This is a genomic window from Bacteroidota bacterium, assembly GCA_016720935.1.
GTDB lineage: Bacteria > Bacteroidota > Bacteroidia > AKYH767-A > 2013-40CM-41-45 > JADKJP01.
Genome location: JADKJP010000007.1, coordinates 1 through 26,006 on the forward strand (window position 1 = coordinate 1; position 26,006 = coordinate 26,006).

Genomic DNA, 26,006 nt, shown 5'->3' on the forward strand with positions numbered 1-26,006 from the left:
TCGTTCCTCACGAATCTTTTGAAGCCCCCCAGCCAGCCCACAAGCACGGCTTATGCAGTGGCTAACACACGAAGCCAGCCCTTCCACTACATCTATGGTGTTGCCGCCATTTTTAAACTGTCATACTTTTTGTGGCTATGCTCCCCACGCTTTTGGCACATTGCCTGTTCCGCTTCGCTACACAGCCAAAGAGCCAAGCCAACACAAGCATAGCAACAAAAAGACGCTGCACTCCAACCACCACCACCGTTTCGCTTATGCCAGTATAAAAATTGGCGGAAGCATACTTAAACATAATGCGGTCTTATGTGTTCGCTTCGCACAGCCACCCATCGCTTATGCAAGCATCCCACCGCAGTGGCTGTCACATAAGTCGCCATTATGTTAAGTAGCCAACACCATAGCATCCCGTGAAAAACGGGATGAAGCCGTGCTTTTGCCACCGCACCCCCAAAACCCTCGACACCCCGCCTCCCTTTCAATGGTGCAGTAAAAAATAAAGCATGAATTTATCTATTGCCATGTGCTTGCGGTAGGTTCATTCACTTCATCTCCATTCCGTTCAGGCGTTCCGTTCATTCCGCTTCGCTTCATTCTCTACACTATCCTTCACTACATTCCGCCTACGTTCATTTCACCAACCTCAGCACCGCACAGCAAAAGCAATTCCTTCTCTGCATTCCGCAAAGCCATCACACAGGCTTTCCGTGTCATGGCATTTGCTTATCCCACGCTACAATGGCTTTTATTTTTTGATAAGTTTCAATAGCCGCCAACGCTTCTAAGCAAACTGCTCATGCCACTCCAAGCCACCAACCCGGTTTGCTCCATTCCGTTCAGTCATTGCATTTGCTCTTGACCCACCGCACGATTGAAAGCGGTATGCTTTATTTTTTCCTGCGAAGTGTTTACCCCAGCCGACCCACGAAAGACATCTCCGTTCCAATTAAAATTTTATGATGATTGATAAGCATTGTAGAAATACAATTCGGATTTCTTTTTTCTAAAGGAGAATAGAAGTTGAAAAGATGATCCTGAAAAAAATAAAAATAAAAAGTGCAGCAAAGGTAGGTGGCTGGCACAGGCCAACGCTTGAAAAAAACCAAAAGACTACGGCATAATGAAAGGCAAATAATCTGTTTATTTTTTTATTGGTATTTGCCTTTCACCCTTCGGGACTTATTCCGTTTCCTTTTGGTTTTTTAGCCACGCCACCTCTGCGATTGCTTTCTTTTTTTTTCTGTTTTTTTCTTTGTCAAATTATATATGTGTTGCGTAGCGTAAGCGAAGCAGGGCAGTTGCAAAGATTCAAAGCAGCTTAAAATTTAAAGCTACAATCATGCACAGTCCAAAGTTTCAAACGTACAGCCCAAAAAATCAAGCCACAGAGTTTGAGTTTTACATCCTTTGCAAAGGATTAAACAGCGGTAAGCCTCTTACTGCACCTTGTCCAAATTCATTTGTTTGCATCTGCAAAAATCAAAAGCAAAAGGATTTTTTATTTCTGGCTGCTATTCGGTTTATGGAAAGCAAAGCATTTTCATCAGTTGCTCACTGGTTCCGTTATTCCGTTTATTCGGATTGCTGAATTTAAGCAAGAGGTAAGCACTCAGGCAGCAGTGGTAAGCACACAGGAAAACGAATACACCGCAACAGTTGATAAAATCAAACAACTGGAAGAAAGGGAAAAGAATATCCGGCAGCAATTGGCTTTAATAAATGACCTGAAAAGAGCCATGATTTACCGGCACTTAAAAAGCAAAATGTAGGGCAGCCCCTTACATGATACTGCTCGTTGCATAAATAAATTTTCATGTGCAAAGGTAGCATGGCGGGCAGACGCACAAAGCCAACCTAAAAAAACCAAAAGACTACGGCATAAACACAGACCCACCGCACAAGGCTATCATTTATTCCGTTTCCTTTTGGTTTTTTTATCCGCCATGCTGAGAGATGCACATAAAATTTATTTATTATGCAAAAGCATCCTCGTATCAGTTCCGGCAGCCATCCAGGCATTTGCCCATTTACTCCGCAGGTCCTTCATCAGTTCTTGCAGCTTTCACCTCATGCATATAGCCGCTATGTTCGCAAGTCGGCTATCATTGCCCAGCATCACACAGGCGTTAGGGTTTATCGCCTTCCTTGTGGTTGTTGCCTTTGGCGTTATCCATCAGGTGTTCGTCAGCTTTCAGCATTGCCCTTTTAGGGGCTTTGCTAAAAGAAAAGCCCCACCAAATCGGCAGGGCTTTTTCCTAACTGAAAGAACGAACAATTTTTATGCAGCATCAACGATGTTCAGCACGTTGTATGAGCCATTTTTAAGCGAATACTGAATACCGTTCACTTCCTGAAAGAACTCAATCAGCAACAGGTAAAACTTAGTGCCAGTACCAGCAGGAACACCGGCAGGGAGTAAGTGTTACAGGAGTGTTGGTTCCATCAATCGGCAAGTTGGTTACAGGACTGTACTCAATTGCACTGATTTCGTTGGTGAAGTCAACATTTGCAAAAGCACCTTTCATGCTGATATGTGTAGCCCCAGAAGGATACGAAATATCATTAATCGGTACAAACGCAGGAATGTTGATTACTCCTGTAAGAGGCACAACCGTAAAGGGTGCAAACATCACACCACTCAAAAGAGCTTTGTCGTTGAAATCAAAATCTTTCAACAAAGCCAATGCAGCAGGATCAGCAATACCATCGGCAACGGTGCGTTCACCACGAGGAGAAGCCACATCGTAATTTTTGATTTGCGTCATGATTTGAGTTAAACGACTGGTAACACGATTGTCAGCAGCGTTCATCATCAAATTACGAACTGCATTGCGGAGAACTTTACCGGCAGTTGCGGAGCTTCCAAATTCAGAACCGTTTTCACGGGTACGCTGAAAGTTTGGATCATTTGCAATACGGTCAGCAGATACACCACCTTTGGTTTTCACCAGGTGACCATCTTGTGTTTTGTAGAAGGTTAACTCATCCAGAGTTCCTTCAATTTTTAGAATACCTTTTAATTTTGCCATTGCTTAAAATTTTTATGAGTTAGTAAAACCGTTTCTTTTTTAGCTGTTTTATCAGCATTTGAAAACAAAAATAGAAGCAGTATTTAGGCTATGCAAAAGTTGAAAGTCATCCGTTCCGTTTCTTCCGCATTATTCCAACAAACACACTTTCACCGCCTATGAAAATGATTTATATTTGCAGTATCACTTTCATATTTGAAGTATATCATCGGTATGGATAGTGTATAAAAGTATAATTGAAATAATGAATAGACTGTGCATTTATCCGAAGGACATTCAGGTAATCACAGGCAGAAGCGACAGGTATGGAAGAAACCTCATCAAGAAGATTAAAGATCACTTCAAGAAGCAGCAGCACCAGGTTGTTACTGTTGATGAGTTTTGCCAGTACATGGGCTTGCAACCGGAAACAGTTGCAAAGCAACTTAGGTAAGTAGAAATCTTATCTTTGCTTTTGTCTATGATAAGGCACAGCACACCCTACCATCAACAAAGATTTTTCTTTTCTTTGTGTAGCGTTTTCCCTTGCTTAATCAGTTGTTGTTGGCTATTTGTTGCCCAATCTTCGGAAAGCCCTGATATATAAGGGTTCACTATTTTTTGTATCGGGAAGTGATACGTTCACATTACATTTCAATTTCAATTTGATTTCAAATACATTTCAGAAAACAATGACCATCAGCTCCACCCTCTTTAAAGATGCCTCTCTTGTAATTGATATTGAAAAATATTCAAAGCACAAGCAACTGGAAAAGGATGACATCCTGATGGAAACAGGCGATGCAATTCAGTTCATTCCGATTGTACAATCCGGTGTCCTGCGTATTGTACGCCAGGATCCTGATGGCAAAGAGGTATTTCTGTATCATTTGTATCCCGGACAAACCTGTGCCATGGCGCTCAATTGTTGTCAGACCGGGAAAAAGAGTATGGTGAAAGCGATTGCTGAGGACAAAACGGAAATCCTGCTGATTCCGGTGCAGCAAATCGAAGACTGGTTCAAATACCCGGAATGGCGTTCCTTTATTAATACAACGTACGGAAACCGGTTTTCCGAATTGTTGAATGTGATTGACATGATTGCTTTTAACAATCTTGACAAGCAACTTCTTCATTATCTGCAACAAAGAGCAAAAGCTGTGAATACCAAAGCTTTATACATTACACACCAGGAAATCGCGGATGAATTGCATACTCACAGAGAAGTTGTATCCCGGCTTTTAAGAACCATGGAAGAAAAAAAGATGGTTATTCTGGGAAGAAACACCATCGAACTCCTGCTCGATTGACAGTTTCTGCATTTCAATTATAGAAATTCTGCTTTTTTAATTCTCTCTTTTCAATTTTTATGATTTATCCAACAATTGTCACATGGACAGCGGTTGCTTGCCCCGACATTTGCATAAAAATAAGCAGATATCTAAATGGAAAAACTAATTCAGGAACTCCGTAATGGCAATGCCACAGTAGTTGACGTTCGTTCTTCACTTGAATTTATGGGTGGACATGTAGCAGGTAGTATTAACATACCTATGGACGAAATAGAAGAACGAATTGAAGAATTGAAAAAAATGAAAAATCTGATTCTTTGTTGCGCCAGTGGCAACAGAAGTGGCATGGTTGCCGATTATCTAAATTCAATTGACATCCCTTGTCACAACGCAGGCTCATGGCTTGATGTAAACTATTTACAACATTCAAAATAAAAAGAATTATCATCACTATACACACTACACGCTTCACTCTACACACTTCACACTACACACTTCACTCTACACACTACACACTTCACTCTACACACTTCACACTACATACCTCACACCTTACTAAATCATGCTCTCTCTCCTCAAAAAAGCTTTCGGAATCAGTCCATCTGTAAATGTCCATGAATGGATTCAGAACGGCGCCATCATCGTAGATGTAAGAACACCGGATGAATTCAGATCCGGTCACATCAAAGGATCGCTGAATATCCCGTTGAACAATTTGCCGGGACAATTATCAAAAGTGGATAAGGAAAAACAAATTCTCACCTGTTGTGCTTCCGGAATGCGTAGCTCTTCCGCCCGACACATTTTGAAGTCAAAAGGATTTGTGCATGTACACAATGCCGGAAGCTGGGTTAGTTTAAAAAGTATTTCAAATGATTAATTCTCTTGTACGATCACTTGCTGCCTGGAACCTGGTTCGCTGGATACGCTTTGGTTTGGGAACTTCCCTGCTGATTCAGGGAATTGTCTACAAAGATTCCTTGTCGGGTTTATTTGGTGCATTGTTGTTCTATCAGGCAATAACCAATACCGGATGTTGCGGTGTGAGTGGATGTACAACTGATCCCAATCCGAAAAATTCCTCACAAAACAGTATTACCGAATTCGTGGAAATAAAATCGAAACCTTCAGAATCTATAAAACAAAATTCTCGCTCCTGAATTTAGCTCAGGTTAGAGATATAAAACCAAAATAAAATGTCATCCTTTCAAGAATTAATCAGTTCCGGAAAACCCGTACTGGTCGACTTTTCCGCAGAATGGTGTGGTCCATGTAAAATGATGGCCCCGATCCTGGAGCAGGTAAAATCCAATGTCGGCGACAGGGTTACAATCATCAAAGTTGATGTGGATAAAAATCCTGGTGCCGCGGGAATGTATCACATCCAGGGGAGTGCCTACGCTGATTTTATTTCAAAACGGAGAAATAAAATGGCGTCAATCCGGTGTTGTACCAGCCGATCATCTTACCAATATCCTCTCAAAATTTAATTAAAAGACTATGGAAAAGGTTCATTATTATGATGTAAATTTGAAATGGGATTCGGATCGCAAAGGAACTATGAATTCGCCGGTGCTGACTACTTCCATAGAAGTCGCGACACCTCCGGAATTCGCAAAGGGAATGCCGGGAATCTGGTCTCCGGAACATTTGCTTGTCGCTGCCGTCAATTCCTGTCTGATGACAACCTTTCTGGCCATTGCTGAAAATTCTAAATTGGAATTTCTTAGTTTTGAATCCGCAGCAAAAGGGAAATTGGAAATAGTCGATGGTAAATTTATGATATCGGAAGTTGAACTGATGCCAAAACTTTCGATTGCTAAAAGCACTGATCCGGAAAAAGCATTACGAATACTTCAAAATCTGAAGCTGCCTGTTTGATTTCTAATTCAGTTAAATCAAAAATAATATTCAACCCAACAATACTCGTTCCTGAAACCATATGAGAAAATTCTTATCTGTTCTTAGTCTGCTTGTTTTTATTTCAACTGTATCATTCTCCCAAAATTCAGCAGAGAAACCTGCTCCTAAGACTCAAAGCAGCACTCCGATTTTAAAAAATCTGAACGTTATTGCATATGATCTGTTGATACAAAATAAAAATGACATTCAGATTGTAGACGTAAGAACACCGGAAGAATACAAAGGCGGACATCTGAAACATGCCATGAATATGGATTTCAGAAGTTCTGATTTCAAGACCCTTATCAGTACTCTTGACAAAAGCAAACCGACATTTGTTTATTGTTTATCCGGTGGTCGCTCCTCCTCTGCCGCTACTATGATGGCTGAAATGGGATTCCGGGAAATTTACAATATGGAAGGCGGAATGATGAAATGGAATGCTGCAGGCAAAAGTGTTGAAAGCGCGAACGATGCCGCAAATGAACCGGGAATGAGTCCTGAAGATTTTAAAAAATCACTTTCACCGGATAAATATACTCTGGTTGATTACAATGCAACATGGTGTGCACCTTGTAAAAAGATGTTGCCGGTTCTGCAGTCACTTGCCAATGAAAAGAAGGATAAAATGATTCTTTTATTGATTGATGCTGACAAAAACAAAAATCTGCTGAAGAGCAAAGGCATTGATGCTATCCCATATCTTGAATTGTATAAAAATGGCAACCTGCTATGGAAGCATAACGGATACATTGAAAAACAGAAGCTTTTAGACGAAACAAAATTATAAAACACTGATTCATGTCATCTGACATGATTTTAATTGAACATTTTTTCACTCTTTAACAGTTCATTTCTTCAACTTATTTTTTCCTGGCGCAATCAAACTTTTCTTTCCTTTGCACCACGAAATTATAGTCATTTATGATTGACAGGTATATTTATTCCAGAGCCGATGAGGCATTACGTGTAATTAAAAGTGGTCAGCGAGTATTCATACACGGAAGTGCCGCTACGCCAACCTACATGTTACAGAAGCTGGCGGAAAGAGCTCCCGAACTCAGAAATGTTGAACTGGTGTGTATCAGTGTTCTAGGTGATTTCCCGGTAGCCAATCCGGAATACGCGAACAGTTTTTATACAAATTCATTATTTGTCTCAGAACCCATCCGACAGGCCGTTCACGATGGCCGGGCTGATTATGTTCCGGTGTTTCTCAGTGAGATTCCGGATCTGTTTCGGAATAACATTCTGCCATTGGATGTCGCTATTGTACAGGTATCCATTCCTGACGAACACGGCTATTGTTCCCTTGGTGTTTCTGTTGACATTGCCCGTACAGCTGTAAACCGTTCAGCACATGTTATTGCTCAGGTGAACCCCCAGATGCCAAGAACACATGGCGACGGAATGATCCATGTAGATGCCTTTCACGCACTTGTTTATGCGGATGAACCGATCCACGAAATGACTTTTGGAGAACGGGTTTCAGATGATGAAAAAAGAATTGGTGAATACATCGCGGAATTAATTCCGGATAAAGCGACGTTGCAAATGGGAATTGGCGCTATTCCCGATGCTGTACTCAGTTTCCTGGGAAATCACAAAAACCTTGGAATTCACACAGAGATGTTCTCGGACGGAGTAATTGATCTGATCGAAAGTGATGTCATCAACAATAAATTCAAAGTCAAACATCCGGGCAGAAGTGTCACCGGTTTTTGTCTGGGATCAAGAAGATTGTACGATTATGTGCACGACAATCCATCCTTCGCTTTTCATGACATTGATTATGTAAACGAAGTTTCTGTGATTCGTCAGAATCCTAAAGTACATGCCATTAACAGCTGTATTGAAATTGATCTCACAGGACAAATTTGTTCAGATTCAATTGGAACATATCAGTATTCCGGAGTTGGAGGACAGATGGATTTTATGCGTGGTGCGGCATTATCTGAAGGTGGAAAACCAATCATCGCGCTTGCATCCAGAACCCGTAAGGGTACTTCGCGAATCGTTCCATTTCTGAAACAAGGCGCCGGTGTTGTAACTACACGTGCACATGTACATTATGTTGTTACGGAATTTGGTGTCGCTTTCCTGCTCGGAAAAAACCTCAGACAAAGAGCACAAGCCCTGATCAGCATTGCACATCCTGATGACAGAGAAATGCTGGACCGTGCAGCACACGACAGGTTTGGTGGAAAATTCATTTGATTTGATCAGAACGTTTTAATCTGATCAAATTCATTCATCAGAAGTCAATCATTTCAGGCGTATCCTGTTGTGGCATATTTCCACGTTGATTCTTTTTTCTCTGGAACAGATTGCTGTCTTGTTTTCCAAAACGATAAGTCAGTGTCAGCATTCCAACTCTGGATTCACGTGTCCGAATCATGTGGGAAATGTAATAATCGTTAAATGAAGTGATGTCCATTTTTCTGGTGCCAAAAACATCCGTTACATTCAGACTTAATGATCCTTTTCCTTTCCACAAATCCTGTCGTATCCCCGCATCTACTCCACTCATTCCTTTAAATCGTGATATCGGGCCCTTGAAGGGTGACATGTAATTGCCTGTTAGCTGAAATCCTGTAGTCTTTCCTAATCTCAAATTGACATTCAACCTTGCTGACCACTGTGTAGAAGCGCTTTGCAAATCCGCTTCAATATTTTTCCGTTGATCGTATTCTGATAAACATTAAAACTACCCATGACATTGCCGAGCTTATCCATTGTATACCGAAGGATTGCTTCCGCTCCGATATTTTCAGACGAACTGTAATTGATAAAAGTAGCGGTAGAAATCCCGGTTGTACCGTCAATGGTCCGATAGCGTGAAATCAATTGATCGGTGTGACGATAATAAACTGTTGTAGTCAAATTAAAATTGTTGATCATTCTTGAATAACCCAATTCAAGTGAATGAATAAATTCGGGTTTTAATTCCGGATTCCCTTTCCTGAGAAATAAGGAGTCAGAATAATCCACAAAAGGATTCAAGGAACGCATTTCCGGTCGGTTAACTCTTCTGCTATAGGAAATTTGCATATCCTGTTTATCAGAAATTATATATTTCAGAAAAGCGCTTGGAAAGAAAGCAAGGTAATCCTTACTGAAAGAAGTTGACTGCGACCTGGAATTTCCATTCGTCAGCGTTTGTTCAGCCCGTAAGCCGGCATTGTACTCAAATTTTTTCCATTTCCCTGTGTACATTGAGTATGCCGCAAAAACCTGCTCATCAAAAATAAAATGATCGGATTTTAATGCATTGGTGAGGTAGTCTGATCCGGCACTATCGAGGCTGGAAATGATCTGATCGTTATCGAATTGACGCAAGGTATTTTTTAAACCCGCTTCAAACTTTGAATTGTCTTTTATTGGCTGGACAAAATCAATCTGACTGATGATGGTCTGATATGTATTCAGGTTATCACTCAACTGATAAGGTTTATCCTTGTCAAAATATTTGCTGCTTGATAAACTACTTTCTTCTGTTCTTTCATTGGAAGTATAATTAACACTACCGGAAAGCTCACGCTTAGAACCTGTCCAGGTTCGTTTGTAATCCAGTCCTGCATCATAACTCGTGTTTTTATCTACTTCAGTAGACATCGTGTAATAGCTTTCATACACATTACCAAGACTATTCATAAAAGAGTAATCCGACTGACCAGGCTGATCATTTTTCCGTCTTGTAACGGAACCATTTATCCCAAGAACATTGTTTTTATTGAGATAAAAATCAGCACCGATTTTTCCGGTGTGAAATTCAGATTTATTTGTGGAATGTGAATTGTACTCATAGGAATACCGATCTTGTCCGGGGAAATAATTATCCTGATCGCCCGATCCGGTGTTGGTACGGTTTTCATGGCGAAATGAATAGTTCGCATAGAGATTCATTTTGGAACTCCTGTTGTTGAGTCCAAGCGAAAAGTTGTACTTGTCGTTGGTTCCAACTCCGGCAGCGACATTTCCATTCATCCCCTGCAATTTGCCTTTCTTGGTTTTGATATTGATGATTCCGCCCATTCCGTCAGCATCGTATTTCGCGGATGGATTTGTAATGACTTCTATCTGATCGACAGCACTGGCAGGGATCTGCTGAAGAACTGCTTTTCTGTCACCACCCAGCATGCCGGAGGGTTTTCCGTCGATGAGGATGGTAACATTTTCTGTTCCACGCAGACTCACTTTTCCATCCATGTCAACATTCACGGAAGGAATATTGGAAAGTACTTCAGTAACAGTTCCTCCGGTATTGACTATGTTCTTATCGACATTGTAAACTTTTCTCTCCAGTGAATTGATCAGGTCTGGCCTTTCAGCGGAAACATTGACTTCTTTCAATCTGGCAGTACTTGGATCAATAGAAATAACTCCTGCATCCACTTCAACATTTTGCGGAGTGATGACCATCGGTTCAGTATATTGAATTCCATATCCAAGGATGGTAATCTTGAGACGAAAGCGCCCCATTGGTAAATCTTCTATGAGAAATTTACCTTTTGTGTCGGTCAGTGCACCACCAACCATAGAAGAATCACGGGGTTTGATCGCGACGACGGAAGCATACTCGACCGGTTTATTGGTTTTGGAATCAATGATTTTCCCTGACAATTTTCCAATTTTAGGCATCGCGTTACGCAGGGAATCCGAACCGGGTCTGTTCATCCTCCCTGAATCCTGTGCTTTCAGAAAAAAACCTGCGCTGACAAAAAGCGCGATGAGAAAAAATAATCTTATGGCATTCGTTTGCTTTTCCATCGCTGCAAAGGTAATCATTTGGGTAGGTCAGACTAACTATAAATATTTCTTCATTCGTCCTTAAGAATCGTTAACCTGTTCAAGTTCAAGGATCGAGAATGGAGAATACAGAATAAATTATGCTGATTCTGAATGAAAATTGAACCGCCTTTGTAAGTATCTTTATCGGATCAAATTCCAAGATGACACCACTGGCAGAAAGGATGCGCCCAAATGATCTTGACCATTATATTGGCCAGGAACATCTTGTTGGCGAAGGAGCAATTCTAAGACGCTCCATTCATTCAAATTCAATTCCATCAATTATATTCTGGGGTCCTCCGGGTGTTGGTAAGACTACGTTAGCCGGAATTATTGCACGTCAACTTCGCAGACCTTTTTATGTTTTGAGCGCTGTAAGTTCAGGTGTAAAAGATGTACGGGAAGTCATTGAAAAAGCAGCCCGGTATGCTACGGAATTGAAAGAAGTTCCCGGGAGCCCGGTTTTGTTCATCGATGAAATTCACCGGTTCAGCAAAAGTCAGCAGGATTCATTATTGGGTGCTGTTGAGAAAGGACTTGTAACACTCATTGGCGCGACTACGGAAAATCCTTCCTTCGAGGTAATCTCTCCATTGCTTTCAAGATGCCAGGTCTATGTGCTGAAAGAATTATCAAAGGATGATCTTGTGCGAATCCTGGATCAGGCGATGAAAACAGATCCGATTTTACAAAAACGTAAGATAAGACTTGAAGAGACTGAATCATTACTTCGTTTATCAGGTGGTGACGCACGCAAATTGCTGAATCTGTTTGAACTGGTTGTCAATACTTTTCCGGAATCTGAAGAAGCCGTGATTACAAACGCTGTTGTGCAGGACATCGCCCAGGAGAAAACTGCTCTTTACGACAAAGGTGGTGAGCAACATTACGACATCATCAGCGCGTTTATAAAATCCATGCGAGGTTCTGATCCAAACGCGGCAGTGTACTGGCTTGCAAGAATGATCCGGGGAGGAGAAGATCCATTGTTCATTGCGCGCAGAATGGTCATTCTCGCTTCCGAAGATATTGGGAACGCGAATCCTACCGCTATGGTAATTGCAAATGCTTGTTTTGAAGCTTGTCAAAAGATCGGTTTTCCGGAAAGCCGGATCATACTTTCTCAAACTGCCGTATACCTCGCATCTTCGGCTAAAAGCAACGCGTCTTATATGGCAATTGAAGAAGCATTGTCGCTGGTAGATAAAACCGGTGATCTTCCGGTGCCTTTAAATATCCGCAATGCACCGACTAAACTCATGAAAGAGCTTGGTTATGGTAAAGGCTATGATTACGATCATTCGAAGGAAGGAAATTTCGCTAAACAGGAATTTTTACCTCAGGGAATCAGTGGAAGTAAATTATATGATCCGGGAAACAATCCAAGGGAAAATGAACTACGCTTATTCCTCCAACATCTTTGGAAGGAGAAATACAATTATTGATTCAATATCATATCAACCCTCAGTAAATTCCTGATTTTTACCTAAGGTCTCTGATCGGAATTCACCGTTCCTGAATCCAGAATAGGAATGACCTATTCGTGACATTCCCCTGTTCAATGTTCTAATATTTTTTTGCATCTTTACGCAGAAGCAGACTTGTGAAAAAAACACTCATCCCTCTACTTTTTCTTTCCCTCCTCTTCTTACAGTTTTCCTGTAAAAAAGAAAATGATCGTCCTCAATGGGATGTCGCTGTGATAGGTCCGATCCTGAAAGCCAGATTGAGTATTGACCAGTTGATCGCCGATTCATTGCAACAGATCAATCCGGATGGATCGGTAAGTTTATTTTATTCATCGGATGTTTTCAAACTTGATCCTGATTCTCTGTTTAAAATTCCGGATACAACATTAAAGACCCTGAACATCTGGCAATTCATTCCATATCCAGTTCAACCCAACACTCCATTCTATAGTGTAAATAACAATATTCGATTGGGAATTTCAGGTCCTCAGCTTACAGAAGTATTAATCCGTTCAGGTAAAATAAGACTTGAAATTCGAAACACATTACCAACCAAAGTAAAAGTGACCTACATTATTCCGAAAGCAATGAAAGATGGTTTGCCTTTTAAAGTTCAGGAATATGTAGACTCCGGGTCTGTAACATCTCCGGTTACTTTTAGTGGAACATATGATCTGGATGGATATTTATTTGATCTTACCGGTGCTGCCGGAAATCAAACCAACACGGCGTATTACAATGTTGAAGCAGTATCTGATCCCAATGGCCAGGTGTTCACTATTTCAATGGGCGATACTTTAATTAATTTAAATACTGTCATTCTCAGTCTTGTTCCTGAATATGGAAAAGGATATCTCGGCCAAAAGACAATTCATCAGACCAGCGAGGTAACATCCGGAATTGGCAGGTTAATTCAAAGTGGTACTGTTCAGCTTGACAGTCTTTCGATGGATCTTAAAATTGAGAACGGACTTGGAGCGGAAATTCAGACCTTGCTATCATCTTTTCAATCAAAGAATGAACACACCGGAACTACAATTGATCTCCTTGCTCCTACTGTATTGAATCGTTACATCAATCTCAACAGGGCTACTGAAACCGGGAATCCTTTATCACCTGTGCGCCCAACCTATACCACTATTCATTTAGACAATTCAAACAGCAACCTGATTAACCTTGTTGAGAATTTACCGGATAGATTTTTGTACGATCTTGATTTCAGTCTGAACCCTTTGGGTAACGTTTCAGGCAATAGCGATTTTCTATATCGTGACCATTTGGTGAATACACATCTGACGCTTCAATTACCATTAAGGTTTGCATTGAATCAGGTTCAACTCGCCGACACACAGGAAATCGCGACATCGGATCTGTTGAATCTCGATCCGGTTGGACCCTCAACTTTCACGCTTCTTGCTGATAATGGCTTTCCATTTACCATGGATCTTCAGCTGTTTCTGTTGAATGAAAACGGTGTAATGACCGATTCTCTGCTCATACCTTCTTCGATTGCGCAAGCCAACACCGATGCATCCTTCAGGGTAATTTCCCCTGTAAGAACCAAAATACCAATTCCGGTTGACGCATCCCGCAAGCAACATTTGCTTGAGGCGAAGAAGATGGCAATCCGTGCAAAATTCACTACTCCTTCTTATCCCGGCCTTGTACAGATGTACTCGGATTATCACCTGGACCTGAAATTAATTGCTGATGGAATTTATTCAATACGTTAATTTTCTGAAACGCTGTCTTATTCTTTTTTGCTTTTTCCTTTTCGCTTCAATTCATTTGAAAGCAGGAACATGGCTTGATTCTTTCGGGAAGGATACACAAAAAAAGTCGAAGATTGAATTAAGTACAGGATATGATTTCGCGAGTGATGCTATCACGAATAAACTTGCCTCTTCTTATTTTTTCGCCAGATTCATCAATACTGATATGAAAGATGAGGTCAGCAAAAATCTCTTTGCCGTAAATCGTTTTGGGGCTGATGCAGGTTACGCGATTACTTATTCGCAGCAACTGGATAAATTATTTCAGAAAGAAGGATTTTCATGGAACATCGGCATTGCCGATCTGAATCATCTTCACAGCAGTTTTACCCGCGATGCGTTTGAAATTTACTTCAGAGGAAATTCTGCATATGCAGGAAAAACCGCGGAACTTGGAGAGTTTGATTTCAGTTTGCTCCATTACCAGCAATTCACTATTGGTTTGTCAAAAGAAAGCAAAGGAAATCGGAGAACATATCTCTATCAGGCCGGAATTAGTTTTAATAAAGGACAAAAATTTCAAAGTATACATTCCGATCGTGCCAATTTGTTTACATCCGCGGATGCAGAATTTCTTGATATCGATTTTAATATTCACCTCAGAGGAAGTGATTCTTCCAGTACTGGACTCGGATCAATGAATGGAATTGGTGGCTCTGTTCATCTGGCAATCACGATTCAGGATGAAGATAAAAACGAATTCAGTGTACGGCTCAGCAATCTTGGTTTTATTCAGTTCAACGATAAATCCTATTCTGTTCCTGCCGACAGTTTATTCCGTTTCGAAGGAATTGACGCGAGTTCACTATTTGATTTTTCAGATTCCATCAGCACCAATGTTTCCTCAGACAGCGCGTTTGTACAAGGATTTTTACACAGAAGAAAAAATGAATCCTTTCAATATAATTTACCGGGAAAACTTTCATTGAATTATTGCAGGCATCTGAATAACCAAAATAGTATCAATATAGGTCTGGAACAGATTTTTTTCAGTTCCTATCTTCCCCACGGCTGGTTCCGATTTGAACATCAATTTAAAGAAAGACATCGACTTGGAGTAATGCTTGGTTATGGTGGATACACTCTCTGGCAGGCAGGTTTATCCTATGAAGTAAAAATTGGTCAAACATGGTTTTTAAAGCTAGCCAGTCAGAACCTGAGCGGATGGTTAAATACTAAATCGGGAAGAGCTCAGGGAGCTTTCGTATCTTTGTCAAAATATTTATAATTATGTTAAGTAATATACCGCACCTTCGAAATTTAGATTCAGGAAATTTCTTTCTGATGGCCGGTCCATGTGTTGTCGAAAGTCCGGAAATGTGCCTGATGATTGCTCGCAGGGTTAAAGACATTACTGATCGATTATCCATACCCTATATTTTCAAAGCGAGTTATCGTAAAGCCAACCGTACACGTTTGGATTCATTTACCGGAATTGGTGATGAAGAAGCATTGAACGTATTGGAGACTGTAAAAAAGGAAGTTGGTGTGCCGATAGTAACCGACATTCACGAGAGTCATGAGGCAGCTTTTGCCGCACGGGTTGCTGATGTCCTGCAGATTCCTGCTTTCCTGTGCAGACAGACCGAACTTCTTGTTGCAGCTGCTAAAACCGGAAAAACCGTCAACATAAAAAAGGGGCAGTTCCTTTCCGCTGATGCGATGAAATTTGCAGTAACAAAAGTTCGTGAAGCAGGTAATCCGAATATTATGCTCACCGAACGTGGAAATATGTTTGGTTACCAGGACTTGATTGTAGATTACAGAAACATTCCAGCGCTTCAGAAAAACAATGTTCCTGTTATTCTGGACATCACCCACTCTCTTCAACAGCCAAATCAGAGTTCCGGAGTAACCGGGGGAAAACCGGAATTAATTGAACTAATTGCGAAAGCCGGTATTGCGGCAGGTGTTGATGGCATCTTTGTGGAAACTCATCCTGATCCGGCTAAAGCTCTTTCAGATGGCGCAAACATGCTTCATCTGGACTTGCTTGAAGATTTGTTACGCAAACTGATATCGTTGAGAAAAGCGATTTGAAGCCTATGAAAATCCGACTCCCACTCCTTTTTATTTGCATATTCTTATTTTTTTCCGACCTGAATGGCCAATCTATATTTATCAGGACATTCGGTTTCGGACGAATGAATGAAGCTGCCTGGATTGGTCAGACGGCAGATTTGGGATATGCAATCACGGGATCTACAACAGGTAGCTGGAATGAAGTTCCTGATATGTACCTGCTAAGGACGGACTCCAGCGGTACTTTTTTATGGTCACAATTGTATGGCGGGAATAACATCGATCAATGCAAAGCAACGTTGATGACTTCTGACCATGGATTTATCCTGGCCGGGTACACAAATAGTTTTAATATTAATAACGATTACAACGGCTATCTGGTAAGAACCGATTCGATTGGAAATCTCTTGTGGAGCCGAACTTATGGTACATCGAACTGGGATCTGATTGAATCCATTGCACCAACTTCGGATCATGGATTTATTACTGCGGGAACCAGTTATGGAACAAGTAATGGACGACCAACCGGTTGGATACTTCGATTGGATTCTGTCGGAGGAATTGTTTGGGAAAAATTCCTTGATTCCCCATTTGATCTACAACTGAAAAATATAATTCCTGTTCAAGACGGTAACTTTGTCGCCTGTGGATATTTCATAGACTCAAATACATCAAAAGACGAGGCATATGCGGTTAAAATAAACGCATCCAACGGTGATACACTTTGGAATTATTTTTATCAGGGACCTGAAGCTACCAGATTCCATTCGATCACTGAATACAATTCAGGAAGTCTGGGATTATGTGGTTATATGCTTACTGCAGCGGACACAAACCGCGATGAATTAATTTTCGGGTTAAACTCATCAGGAATTAAAATATTTGAAAATCCTCTTCATGAGAATGGCAAAACCGAAGGGTTTAATAAAATCATGTACGTGAATGATACCCTTTTTGCTGCGGGCTCTACTTCTACTTTTGGTTCGGGAAATCAGGATTACCATTTGATGAAATTTGACACTTCCGGAAACTTCATCTATGCAGCGAATTGGGGTGGAAACGATGATGAAATCTGCTATTCATTTGTGCCAACTTCAGATACCGGTTTTGCATTAATTGGAACAACAAAATCATTTGGACCAACTTTTCAATCCATCATGCTGGTGAAAACCAATCATGCATTGACAACTACCAATGTCGTGACAATAAACGTCCCGGAAATTAGTAAGGAAAATCCATTTTCAATTTACCCAAATCCATGCAGCTCATTACTGACAATTTTTCCAAATAAACTTCAAAATTCAACAGAAAATTATTCTATCCGGATTTTTTCATCTGCAGGGATACTGATGAAATCTATTTCAAATAAAGGAGAATCTTTGCAGATTTCAACTGAAGAATTTCCAAATGGATTGTATTTGCTACAAGTTATTTCTATGAAAGGAAGCACCTACAATTACCGGATAATCAAAGAGGATTGATTTCAGTTTAAGAGATTAACACTCGTCGCGTCCCTTTAATTGACTGATAAAATTGTAAACTCCGTTCTGCGGTTTTGAGAACGACCCGAATCCGTGGAATTATCAGCAACGGCTTTTGTATCCCCATAACCTTTAAACTCTAATCTGGTTGAGGCAATTCCTTTTTGGATCAGATAATCATAAACTGATTTTGCCCTTTTCTCCGAGAGTTGCTGATTGTATTGCTTACCTCCGACATTATCAGTATGCCCACCTACTTCAATCCGAATTTTAGGATTCTTGTTCAGGAAAGAAATGAGTTTTCCTAATTCGGCCATGGATTCATCTTTCAAATCATATTTGTCAAAATCGTAAAAAATGTTTTTAAGTACCACACTTTGTCCGACTTTAATCGGTTTCATTCCAACATCTTTCAACACAGGATCTTTTGATGATTTTGAATCTTTGAGCTGGAAATTTTCTGAGTAAAATAGGTAACCGTCTTTAGAGACATTCAATGCGTAACTTTTACCGGTTGGCAGACACACCAGAAATTCTCCATTTCCACTATTTGATGTTGAACTGACCACTGTCTTTCCGGTAGCCAGATCAATCAATTCAAAGCTGGCGGCAAGTGGTTTCTTCGTTTCAATATCATACACTTTACCTTTCATGTAAGTCACCGGTTGAGGTCGCATATTTTCAGGCAACGCGAATTGATACAAATCCAATTGACCTTTTCCTCCCGGACGATCAGAGGCAAAAAATGCAAGTTCACCGGAAGGACTAACCAGGAGAGAATTTTCATCCGCTGTCGTGTTGATCGGATAGCCAAGATTCACCGGTTCTCCCCATACGCCCATAGGATTTCGTTTGCTCATGAAAATATCCAGTCCGCCCATACCCGGATGTCCGTCAGAAGAGAAATACAATGTCTGATCATCCGGATGTATGAATACCGACATTTCATCACCGCTGGTGTTAATTTTATCGGAAACGGAAACAGGTTCGCTCCATGCGGAGTTATCACCGATTTTGGATACAAGAATATCGCGTTGGGTGCGGCCATCACTTCCCTTTATTGCACGTACAAAATAAAGTGTTCGTCCGTCCGAAGAAAAGGAAGGTTGACTCTCCCAAGCTCCGGTATTGATTGGAGCTTCCAGATTTCTCGGCGCATTAAATTTATCGCCCACTTTTTTCGCGATAAAAATATCACAGCTGCCATTGGTTTTTCGTGCATCAGAGCTTTCAAACATTTCCTCACAGGCAGTAAAAAAGAGATATTGCCCGTCCGCGGCAAGAGAAGGTGCGCCTTCATTTCCAGCTGTGTTGATTTCCGTCACGGCCAATGCTTTTGTCCAATGTCCGTTTTCAAAATGGCTCAGATAAAAATCTTCCTGTTGAGAGTTTCTGCCTGATGTGTATTGCATTCTGATTCTTCTGGTGAACAAAAATGTTTTTGCATCCGCAGTGATGGCCGGGAAATATTCCTCCTCACCAGTATTGATACTATCACCCAGGTTTACCGGATTAAATGGCACCGGATTTTTTACCGCCTGTTCTGCAAACGCACAGTTTTCTATCATTTGCTTCGCGTTGGTGACCAGATTCGCTTTTAATTTCGGATAGGTGATAAATTTCTGGTAATGCAATTTCGCGTCGCCATAGCGTCCGGCGAGGTATTCACTTTTGGCAAGAGAAAAATAATTATTTGGAAAAAAATCAGGATTCAGGCGAATCGCTTCATTGTATGCTTCAATGGCTTTTTCATAATTCCGCATATCTGAATATATGTTCGCTCGCAACATAAACGCTTCAATAAATTTCGGATCAGCCTGGATGGCTTGTTCGAGGGATTCAAGCGCTTCCTTATTTTTCCTGGAATCGTAATAATTCAGCGCTGTATCAAAACTCCTGACGGCTTTGGGTACAGAAGTGGTGTATTCCTGTTGAGCGAAAAGTACGCTTGAAGAAAACAAAATGAGAATAAAAATACCGGTAAAGAAGTGATTGAATTTCCCTTGCATATTGAAGATGATACGGTTTGAAACAAATATACTGCCACACTGATTATGCAAACCCGGGCGTGAGAATTTTCATCACAGACTTTTCAACCAAATCCGAAGAAAAAATTGTCTTTAATGTCTGGATTTGGATCAGCGAAACTACTATGGAATCTGCAAAATTTTGTGCGTTTGCAGCGAAATGGTCCAATCGGGTGATTTCATTGCATAATCAACGATCAAAGGGCTTACCTTATTGAATACCGAATATTCCGGTTGTAAAAAAAGCATGCAGGTATCTTTCACTTTCAAACGATGTTGTTCAGCCCAGCTGAAATCACTTTCATTGTAAACAATCACTTTCAATTCATGGGCTGCATTCAGGACTTCGTCAAGAGGTCGTTTAAACTTTTTAGGAGAAACACAAATCCAGTCCCAATCACCCGTGAGAGTATAAGCACCTGATGTTTCAATATAACATTCAAGTCCCAGCTGATGCAAAGCATCGGTTAAGGAGGACAAGTCGTACATAGCAGGCTCTCCTCCTGTGATTACCACGCGTTTTGCTCCTGACTGTTTTACATAATCCACCATCGCATCAACAGTGACCAATGGATGTTTTCCTGCTTCCCAGGATTCTTTGACATCACACCAGACACATCCAACATCGCAACCACCAAGACGTAAAAAATAAGCTGCCTTTCCGGTATTCGCGCCTTCACCCTGTATGGTGTAAAAGTGCTCCATTAAAGGATAGGCTATTGAATTCTCTGCTGACATGTATGCGAATTTCTGAAAGGCAAAATCAAAATGGATTGCCCAAAAAATATGGGTATTAAACTGGTAAATAAATATTTTATCCGGTAATATGTTTCAGGAGATCAGCTCCCCTTTCCAGAATTCCACTTCGCCTTTTGCTGCACGGAGTGTATTCTGTAATAAACCGATAATGGTCATCAGACCAACTCCTCCGGGAACTGGACTCAGGTATGCTGCTTTGGAAGATACATCGTCAAAATCTACATCACCTGCGATTTTATAACCACTCTTGGTCAATGTCGATTGTTCACGGGTGATGCCAACATCAATCACCACAGCACCTTCTTTTACCATGGAAGCTTTTACAAATCGAGGTTTACCGATTGCAGCAATAAGGATATCCGCAGTCCTGGCAATCTCTTCGATATTTTTGGTTTTGCTATGACAGATAGTAACTGTGCAATTTCCGGGGTTGCTGTTTCTGGACAAGAGGATACTCATGGGCATTCCGACGATGTTACTTCGCCCGATGACTACACATTTTTTCCCGCTCGTTTCTATCTGATAATGCTCCAGCATCAGGAGAATTCCGAGTGGAGTCGCCGGAAGATAGCAAGGTTGATTTTGAACCATTCTTCCAACATTCACCGGATGAAATCCATCCACATCTTTTCTTGGGGAAATGGTTTCCGTCACTTTCTGTACTGCGATATGTTTAGGCAAAGGGAGCTGAACAATCAGTCCATCGATTTCCGGATCATCGTTGATCTCCCTGATTTTTTCGAGCAATGTTTCTTCAGCGATGTCTTCAGGGTAACGTAACAAGGTCGATCGGAATCCTACATCCTCACAGTTTTTTGCTTTGCTTGCAACATAGGTTTCGGAAGCACCGTCATTTCCGACAAGGATCGCGCAGAGATGTGGTGGTCTTTGTCCGGCTGCAATCATGGATTTCACTTCGGAAATGATCCTGGATTTAGCACTCGCAGCAGTTAATTTACCATCTAGAAGAATCATGGCGTATTGGATCAAAGAAAAACCTGTAGATAATTCCACAGGTTTTTCAGGTTGTTATTTTCTCATTCCGGGCATATTGCGCATCAGTTTGGCTGCCTGATCTTTATTGGAAAAGACCCTCATCATCTTCCGCATTTCTTCAAATTGCTTGAGCAGTTTGTTTACTTCCTGCACGGAAGTTCCACTTCCATTTGCAATACGTTGTCTTCTGCTTCCGTTGATCAGGGAAGGATTTTCCCGCTCCTGATGTGTCATCGACTGAATAATCGCCTCGATATGTTTAAAAGAATCGTTGCTGATGTCAATGTCCCGGATCGCTTTACCGACACCCGGAATCATGCCCAGCAGATCCTTCATGTTTCCCATCTTTTTTATTTGCTGGATCTGAGAAAGAAAATCATTAAAGCCAAACTGGTTCTTCGCGATTTTCTTTTGCAGTTTCGCCGCTTCAACTTCATCGTATTGCTCCTGGGCTTTCTCAACGAGAGAAACAATGTCTCCCATTCCCAGGATACGGTCCGACATCCGTTCAGGATAGAAAACGTCAAGCGCGTCGAGCTTTTCCCCGGTTCCTACAAATTTGATTGGTTTATTAACTACTGATTTGATGGATAATGCTGCTCCACCGCGTGTATCACCATCAAGCTTGGTGAGTACGACACCGTCAAAATTCAAACGATCATTAAATGCTTTCGCGGTATTAACAGCATCCTGTCCAGTCATCGCGTCAACGACAAACAAAATTTCATTCGGATTGATCGCCTTTTTAATCGCGGCGATTTCATCCATCATTTGTTCATCAATTGCCAGACGACCGGCGGTATCAATGATGACTACATTCCGGTTTGTTTCTTTCGCGTGTTGAATACCACGCATCGCGATTTCAATCGGATTTTTATTTCCTTCTTCGCTATAAACCGGAACATCCAATTGCTCACCCAGTACTTTCAACTGGTCGATCGCTGCAGGACGGTATACGTCACAAGCAACAAGCAATGGGTGCTTTTGCTTTTTGGATTTAAGATAATTCGCGAGTTTACCTGATAATGTAGTTTTACCGGAACCTTGCAGACCCGACATCAAAATGATCGCCGGATTTGAATCCAGATTAATGTCAACCTTTTGCCCGCCCATCAACTGAGTCAGTTCATCATGGGCAATTTTGATCATTAACTGTCCGGGAGAAACTGCTGTCAGTACGTTTTGTCCGAGTGCCTTTTCTTTTACTGTATCTGTGAACTGTTTGGCAACTTTAAAGTTAACGTCAGCATCCAGCAATGCTTTCCTTACCTCTTTCAGAGTTTCGGCTACATTGATTTCCGAGATTTTTCCTTCACCTTTCAGGACTTTAAAGGCCCGTTCAAGTTTATCGCTGAGACTTTCGAACATATTGAATTACAGTATTATATACACCTTTATGCAAACCAACGGAAGAGATTTCCGGGGACGTAAAATTAGGAAAAGAAAGGGGAATCTTCCCTATTTATACTTCTATTTTTAAGCCATCGTAAGCACAACGGATATATGGGGGAAGTTCTTTGTCAACGTCTTCGTGGCGACCCATTTGGTGACTTAAATGGATGAGCCATGCCTTTTCGGGTTTAAGTTCTTCGATCAATTCAACTGCTTCATTAAGTGTAAAATGAGAAACGTGCCTTTCCCTTCGTAAAGCATTAAGCACCAAGTATCTGGAACCCTTTATTTTCTCTTTTTCCGATTCAGAAATGAAATTGGCATCTGTGATATAGGTGAAGTCATTCATTCTAAACCCAAAAACAGGGAGATTGAGATGCATCACTTCAATTGGGGTAAACCGGATACCTTCTATTTCAAAAGGGAGGTTGTGTACTGTATGCAATTGTAATTTTGGAATACCGGGATAACTGGCACCGGAAAACACATAAAAGAATTCTCGTTTTAAAGCCTCCTGGACTTGTGGAGTGGCATAGACATCCATCGCCTTGCCGGAGAGGTAATTATAGGCTCTTACATCATCTAAACCGGCAATATGGTCTTTGTGTTCGTGCGTAAACAGAACCGCGTTCAGATGCTTCACATTTTCACGCAGCATTTGTTGCCGAAAATCGGGTCCTGCATCAATGACAACAGAGACTCCATCCTGTTCGACAAGAATAGAAGTCCGTAGGCGTTTGTCTTTGGGATCCCTGGAAGTACAAACTTCACAATTGCATCCGATCATTGGAACTCCCTGAGAAGTTCCGGTACCGAGAAAGGTGATTTTTATCATGTTCTCACCCTTCCAAAATTAGTCAGTAGTTGAAAAATTGATTTCGGTTTGACGGACTTCCTGAAGAAAACGAAGGTATTTTTCATCCATCAGACTCTCGTCAAGAGTAAGCGATTGAATGGCTTCTATGAGGTATGAAACTTTGGCTTCAACAGGGGCAAACTTGTTGAGAACAATGATTTTGGATGATTCGATGACACAACTACCGGATTTAAAATTGCCCTTTTCATTACGGACTTTATAGCCGGCAAGCGTTAATAATTCTTCCAGTTTATCAAGTGTATGTTGCGTGAGTTTTACCATGCCGCAAATATAGGCTTTAGGATGAAATGCCGGCATATCCCGAAAGCCGGTTTTCCACATAATGGATTTTATTGTTTTCTTTGCACCTCCTCAACCGAAAACAAATTTGCAGTGAAAGTAATTATCCCAAAAGAAACAAAAGAACGAGAACGCCGGGTGGCTCTGTCGCCGGATGTTGTATCGACACTTGTCAAAGCCGGTTTTGAATGCCTGGTTGAAAAAGAAGCAGGTATGCAATCCTATTTTGCCGATAGCGCTTACGAAAGTGCCGGTGCTCGTATTCTCAGTGACCGAAAGGAGCTCTACAGCCAGGCAGATATTGTCTTGAAGGTAAACGCTCCTTCTTCCGAAGAAATCAGCTGGATGAAAAAGGATGCTGTACTCATCTCCCTGATGTACGCGGCTACCAATCCACAACTGGTTGAAGCATGTGTGAAACAGGGAATCTCCGCCTTTTCCATGGACGCGATTCCCCGGATTTCGCGGGCACAGAAAATGGATGTTCTGAGTTCTCAGGCAAACCTTGCAGGTTACAAAGCGGTCATCATTGGTGCCGCGTCTTTGGGTAAAATTTTCCCGCTCCTGATGACAGCTGCAGGAACATTGAAACCTGCAAGAGTTGTAATCATGGGCGCAGGTGTCGCCGGTCTGCAAGCTATCGCGACCGCGAAACGTCTGGGCGCGATTGTGGAAGTGTCGGACATCCGACCGGAAACAAAAGAACAAGTGGAATCCCTTGGAGGAAAATTCATCGAATTAAAAGGTGATGATTCCGTAAAGCTGGAAGGCGGTTATGTAAAAAATGTTTCCGAAGATTTTTTGAAAAAACAACAAGCCCTCATTACCAAACATATTTCTGAAGCGGATCTTGTGATTACTACAGCCCTGATCCCCGGCCGCAAGGCACCTGTACTGGTAACGGAAGATATGGTCAAAGGGATGCGCATGGGTTCTGTAATTGTGGATATGGCGGTTGAACAGGGCGGTAATTGTACATTGAGTGAATTGAACAAGCATGTGGTTAAACACGGTGTTACCATCATTGGCGAAGGCAATCTTCCCAGCCTGCTTCCTCTCAATGCGAGTGAACTGTACGCCAAAAACATTTCCGCGTTTCTGACTCACCTTGCCGCTAAGGAAGGTTTCCGTTGGGAAATGGAAGAAGAGATCACGAAAGGTTCTTTGATCGTTCACAAAGGTGTGGCTGTACATCCTTCCGTCGCACAAGCAGTTCCCGCTTAATTCTAACTTTTCATTCCACAGATGCAAGATTTAAATTTCAAAAACTGGACAGAGAATTTCACACAGGCGATTCTGTCTTCCGCCATTGATTCCGGCAATCATCATGCAGCTATGTTTTTGCATCTGAAGTTGAAGGAATCCGTAAAATCTCTCAGTGAGGTTTGCTCAAAAATTCACACCTCCTCTACTCCTTCTGATTTTTATTATACACTCTGTGTATTCATTCAGGAGGCAAAAAATACATTGTATTGGTACGAACGTTCGTTGGAATACGAACAGGTAAATTTAAATAACTCCCAACTCATTCTGAGCCAGGGAAACAGTATGATCGAAGTCCTGGAAGCTGCCCTGCGGGTAATCAAGTACCAGGAGTCAATAAATTAAAATATAGAATATGAACGCTATCCTTTCTTTTCTGGGTGAAAATATCCAGATGATTTACATCGTGATCCTCTCCGTATTTGTGGGTGTTGAGGTGATTAGTAAAGTTCCATCAGTACTTCATACACCTTTGATGTCAGGAGCTAACGCGATTCACGGAGTTGTGATCGTCGGTTCCATCATTGTGATGCTCAACACAGAACCGGAAAATATTTTACTGCTCTGTCTGGGCTTTGTTGCCGTTGTACTGGGTACTCTCAACGTGGTAGGAGGATTTGTGGTGACAGACAGAATGCTGGAAATGTTCAAGAAGAAAGAAAAAAAGTAAGCTCTC

General features: G+C 41.4%; 23 protein-coding genes and 4 pseudogenes. 18 read left to right on the forward strand and 9 right to left on the reverse strand.

The genetic code is table 11. From position 1 onward, the window contains the following. Window positions 1-1,339: 1,339 nt before the first annotated feature. Window positions 1,340-1,769: pseudogene (locus IPP86_14245) on the forward strand (hypothetical protein). 509 nt (window positions 1,770-2,278) lie between these two features. Here IPP86_14245 and IPP86_14250 read toward each other — a convergent pair. After that, a pseudogene (locus IPP86_14250) lies at window positions 2,279-3,029 on the reverse strand (hypothetical protein). Window positions 3,030-3,273: 244 nt separating this feature from the next. Between IPP86_14250 and IPP86_14255 the strand changes: the two are divergent. From IPP86_14255 to IPP86_14295, 9 genes and pseudogenes are all read left to right on the forward strand, one after another. Beyond that, window positions 3,274-3,462 carry a hypothetical protein gene (locus IPP86_14255; GenBank protein MBL0139668.1) on the forward strand — a complete coding sequence of 63 codons (189 nt, stop codon included), beginning with the start codon at window positions 3,274-3,276 and terminating at the stop codon, window positions 3,460-3,462. Window positions 3,463-3,700: 238 nt separating this feature from the next. After that, window positions 3,701-4,318: a Crp/Fnr family transcriptional regulator gene (locus tag IPP86_14260; protein MBL0139669.1), complete on the forward strand. Its 618-nt coding sequence runs from the start codon at window positions 3,701-3,703 to the stop codon at window positions 4,316-4,318. Between the two features lie 135 nt (window positions 4,319-4,453). Beyond that, on the forward strand, window positions 4,454-4,735 hold the full coding sequence (locus tag IPP86_14265) for a rhodanese-like domain-containing protein (protein MBL0139670.1): 282 nt from the start codon (window positions 4,454-4,456) through the stop codon (window positions 4,733-4,735). A gap of 127 nt (window positions 4,736-4,862) precedes the next feature. Next, complete coding sequence (locus IPP86_14270) at window positions 4,863-5,180, forward strand: rhodanese-like domain-containing protein (GenBank protein ID MBL0139671.1); 318 nt, start codon at window positions 4,863-4,865, stop codon at window positions 5,178-5,180. Beyond that, on the forward strand, window positions 5,173-5,460 hold the full coding sequence (locus IPP86_14275; GenBank protein ID MBL0139672.1) for a hypothetical protein: 288 nt from the start codon (window positions 5,173-5,175) through the stop codon (window positions 5,458-5,460). Before IPP86_14270 ends, IPP86_14275 begins: the two co-directional genes overlap by 8 nt. Before the next feature lie 36 nt (window positions 5,461-5,496). Further along, a pseudogene (gene trxA / locus IPP86_14280) lies at window positions 5,497-5,794 on the forward strand (thioredoxin). A 6-nt stretch (window positions 5,795-5,800) separates the two neighbouring features. After that, window positions 5,801-6,246: pseudogene (locus IPP86_14285) on the forward strand (OsmC family protein). Further along, on the forward strand, window positions 6,243-6,992 hold the full coding sequence (locus IPP86_14290; protein ID MBL0139673.1) for a thioredoxin: 750 nt from the start codon (window positions 6,243-6,245) through the stop codon (window positions 6,990-6,992). The pseudogene IPP86_14285 and the gene IPP86_14290 overlap by 4 nt, the downstream one beginning before the upstream one ends. A gap of 134 nt (window positions 6,993-7,126) precedes the next feature. Beyond that, complete coding sequence (locus IPP86_14295) at window positions 7,127-8,419, forward strand: acetyl-CoA hydrolase/transferase family protein (protein ID MBL0139674.1); 1,293 nt, start codon at window positions 7,127-7,129, stop codon at window positions 8,417-8,419. A gap of 37 nt (window positions 8,420-8,456) precedes the next feature. Here the strand turns inward: IPP86_14295 and IPP86_14300 are convergent, their stop codons facing one another. Continuing rightward, window positions 8,457-8,861 carry an outer membrane beta-barrel protein gene (locus IPP86_14300; protein ID MBL0139675.1) on the reverse strand — a complete coding sequence of 135 codons (405 nt, stop codon included), beginning with the start codon at window positions 8,859-8,861 and terminating at the stop codon, window positions 8,457-8,459. Continuing rightward, on the reverse strand, window positions 8,825-10,990 hold the full coding sequence (locus IPP86_14305; GenBank protein ID MBL0139676.1) for a TonB-dependent receptor: 2,166 nt from the start codon (window positions 10,988-10,990) through the stop codon (window positions 8,825-8,827). Before IPP86_14305 ends, IPP86_14300 begins: the two co-directional genes overlap by 37 nt. A 164-nt stretch (window positions 10,991-11,154) precedes the next feature. On the opposite strand from IPP86_14305, the gene IPP86_14310 reads away from it, so the two are divergent. The 5 genes from IPP86_14310 to IPP86_14330 all read left to right on the forward strand — a co-directional run bounded on the left by IPP86_14310 (window position 11,155) and on the right by IPP86_14330 (window position 17,737). Then, window positions 11,155-12,438, forward strand: a complete 1,284-nt coding sequence (locus IPP86_14310) for a replication-associated recombination protein A (GenBank protein MBL0139677.1) — start codon at window positions 11,155-11,157, stop codon at window positions 12,436-12,438. A gap of 158 nt (window positions 12,439-12,596) precedes the next feature. Continuing rightward, entirely contained in the window at window positions 12,597-14,195 is a 1,599-nt protein-coding gene (locus IPP86_14315) for a hypothetical protein (protein ID MBL0139678.1), read from the forward strand. Beyond that, a complete protein-coding gene (locus IPP86_14320) occupies window positions 14,173-15,462 on the forward strand; it encodes a hypothetical protein (protein ID MBL0139679.1) in 1,290 nt (429 codons plus the stop codon). The genes IPP86_14315 and IPP86_14320 overlap by 23 nt, the downstream gene beginning before the upstream one ends. A gap of 2 nt (window positions 15,463-15,464) precedes the next feature. After that, window positions 15,465-16,274 carry a 3-deoxy-8-phosphooctulonate synthase gene (gene kdsA, locus IPP86_14325; GenBank protein MBL0139680.1) on the forward strand — a complete coding sequence of 270 codons (810 nt, stop codon included), beginning with the start codon at window positions 15,465-15,467 and terminating at the stop codon, window positions 16,272-16,274. A gap of 5 nt (window positions 16,275-16,279) precedes the next feature. After that, the gene (locus IPP86_14330; GenBank protein MBL0139681.1) at window positions 16,280-17,737 is read left to right on the forward strand and encodes a T9SS type A sorting domain-containing protein; all 1,458 of its coding nucleotides are present in this window, start codon (window positions 16,280-16,282) and stop codon (window positions 17,735-17,737) included. Between the two features lie 35 nt (window positions 17,738-17,772). Here IPP86_14330 and IPP86_14335 read toward each other — a convergent pair whose 3' ends face one another. The 6 genes from IPP86_14335 to IPP86_14360 form a co-directional block, all read right to left on the reverse strand. After that, complete coding sequence (locus IPP86_14335) at window positions 17,773-19,746, reverse strand: PD40 domain-containing protein (protein MBL0139682.1); 1,974 nt, start codon at window positions 19,744-19,746, stop codon at window positions 17,773-17,775. A gap of 141 nt (window positions 19,747-19,887) precedes the next feature. After that, window positions 19,888-20,502 carry a 7-carboxy-7-deazaguanine synthase QueE gene (locus IPP86_14340; GenBank protein MBL0139683.1) on the reverse strand — a complete coding sequence of 205 codons (615 nt, stop codon included), beginning with the start codon at window positions 20,500-20,502 and terminating at the stop codon, window positions 19,888-19,890. 93 nt (window positions 20,503-20,595) lie between these two features. Next, the gene (locus IPP86_14345) at window positions 20,596-21,498 is read right to left on the reverse strand and encodes a bifunctional 5,10-methylene-tetrahydrofolate dehydrogenase/5,10-methylene-tetrahydrofolate cyclohydrolase (protein MBL0139684.1); all 903 of its coding nucleotides are present in this window, start codon (window positions 21,496-21,498) and stop codon (window positions 20,596-20,598) included. A gap of 54 nt (window positions 21,499-21,552) precedes the next feature. Continuing rightward, window positions 21,553-22,887 (reverse strand): signal recognition particle protein, encoded by a 1,335-nt coding sequence (ffh, locus tag IPP86_14350; GenBank protein ID MBL0139685.1) that lies wholly within the window; start codon window positions 22,885-22,887, stop codon window positions 21,553-21,555. Between the two features lie 94 nt (window positions 22,888-22,981). After that, window positions 22,982-23,743: an MBL fold metallo-hydrolase gene (locus IPP86_14355; protein MBL0139686.1), complete on the reverse strand. Its 762-nt coding sequence runs from the start codon at window positions 23,741-23,743 to the stop codon at window positions 22,982-22,984. Between the two features lie 21 nt (window positions 23,744-23,764). Continuing rightward, on the reverse strand, window positions 23,765-24,049 hold the full coding sequence (locus IPP86_14360; protein ID MBL0139687.1) for a hypothetical protein: 285 nt from the start codon (window positions 24,047-24,049) through the stop codon (window positions 23,765-23,767). Window positions 24,050-24,160: 111 nt separating this feature from the next. Here IPP86_14360 and IPP86_14365 point away from each other — a divergent pair, with 111 nt between their 5' ends. Genes IPP86_14365 through IPP86_14375 form a run of 3 tightly spaced genes read left to right on the forward strand, consistent with a single transcriptional unit; the run spans window position 24,161 to window position 26,000 of the window. Continuing rightward, the gene (locus tag IPP86_14365) at window positions 24,161-25,291 is read left to right on the forward strand and encodes a Re/Si-specific NAD(P)(+) transhydrogenase subunit alpha (GenBank protein ID MBL0139688.1); all 1,131 of its coding nucleotides are present in this window, start codon (window positions 24,161-24,163) and stop codon (window positions 25,289-25,291) included. Window positions 25,292-25,312: 21 nt separating this feature from the next. Then, window positions 25,313-25,675 carry a hypothetical protein gene (locus tag IPP86_14370; protein ID MBL0139689.1) on the forward strand — a complete coding sequence of 121 codons (363 nt, stop codon included), beginning with the start codon at window positions 25,313-25,315 and terminating at the stop codon, window positions 25,673-25,675. Window positions 25,676-25,685: 10 nt separating this feature from the next. Beyond that, window positions 25,686-26,000: an NAD(P) transhydrogenase subunit alpha gene (locus tag IPP86_14375; GenBank protein ID MBL0139690.1), complete on the forward strand. Its 315-nt coding sequence runs from the start codon at window positions 25,686-25,688 to the stop codon at window positions 25,998-26,000. Window positions 26,001-26,006: the final 6 nt, after the last annotated feature.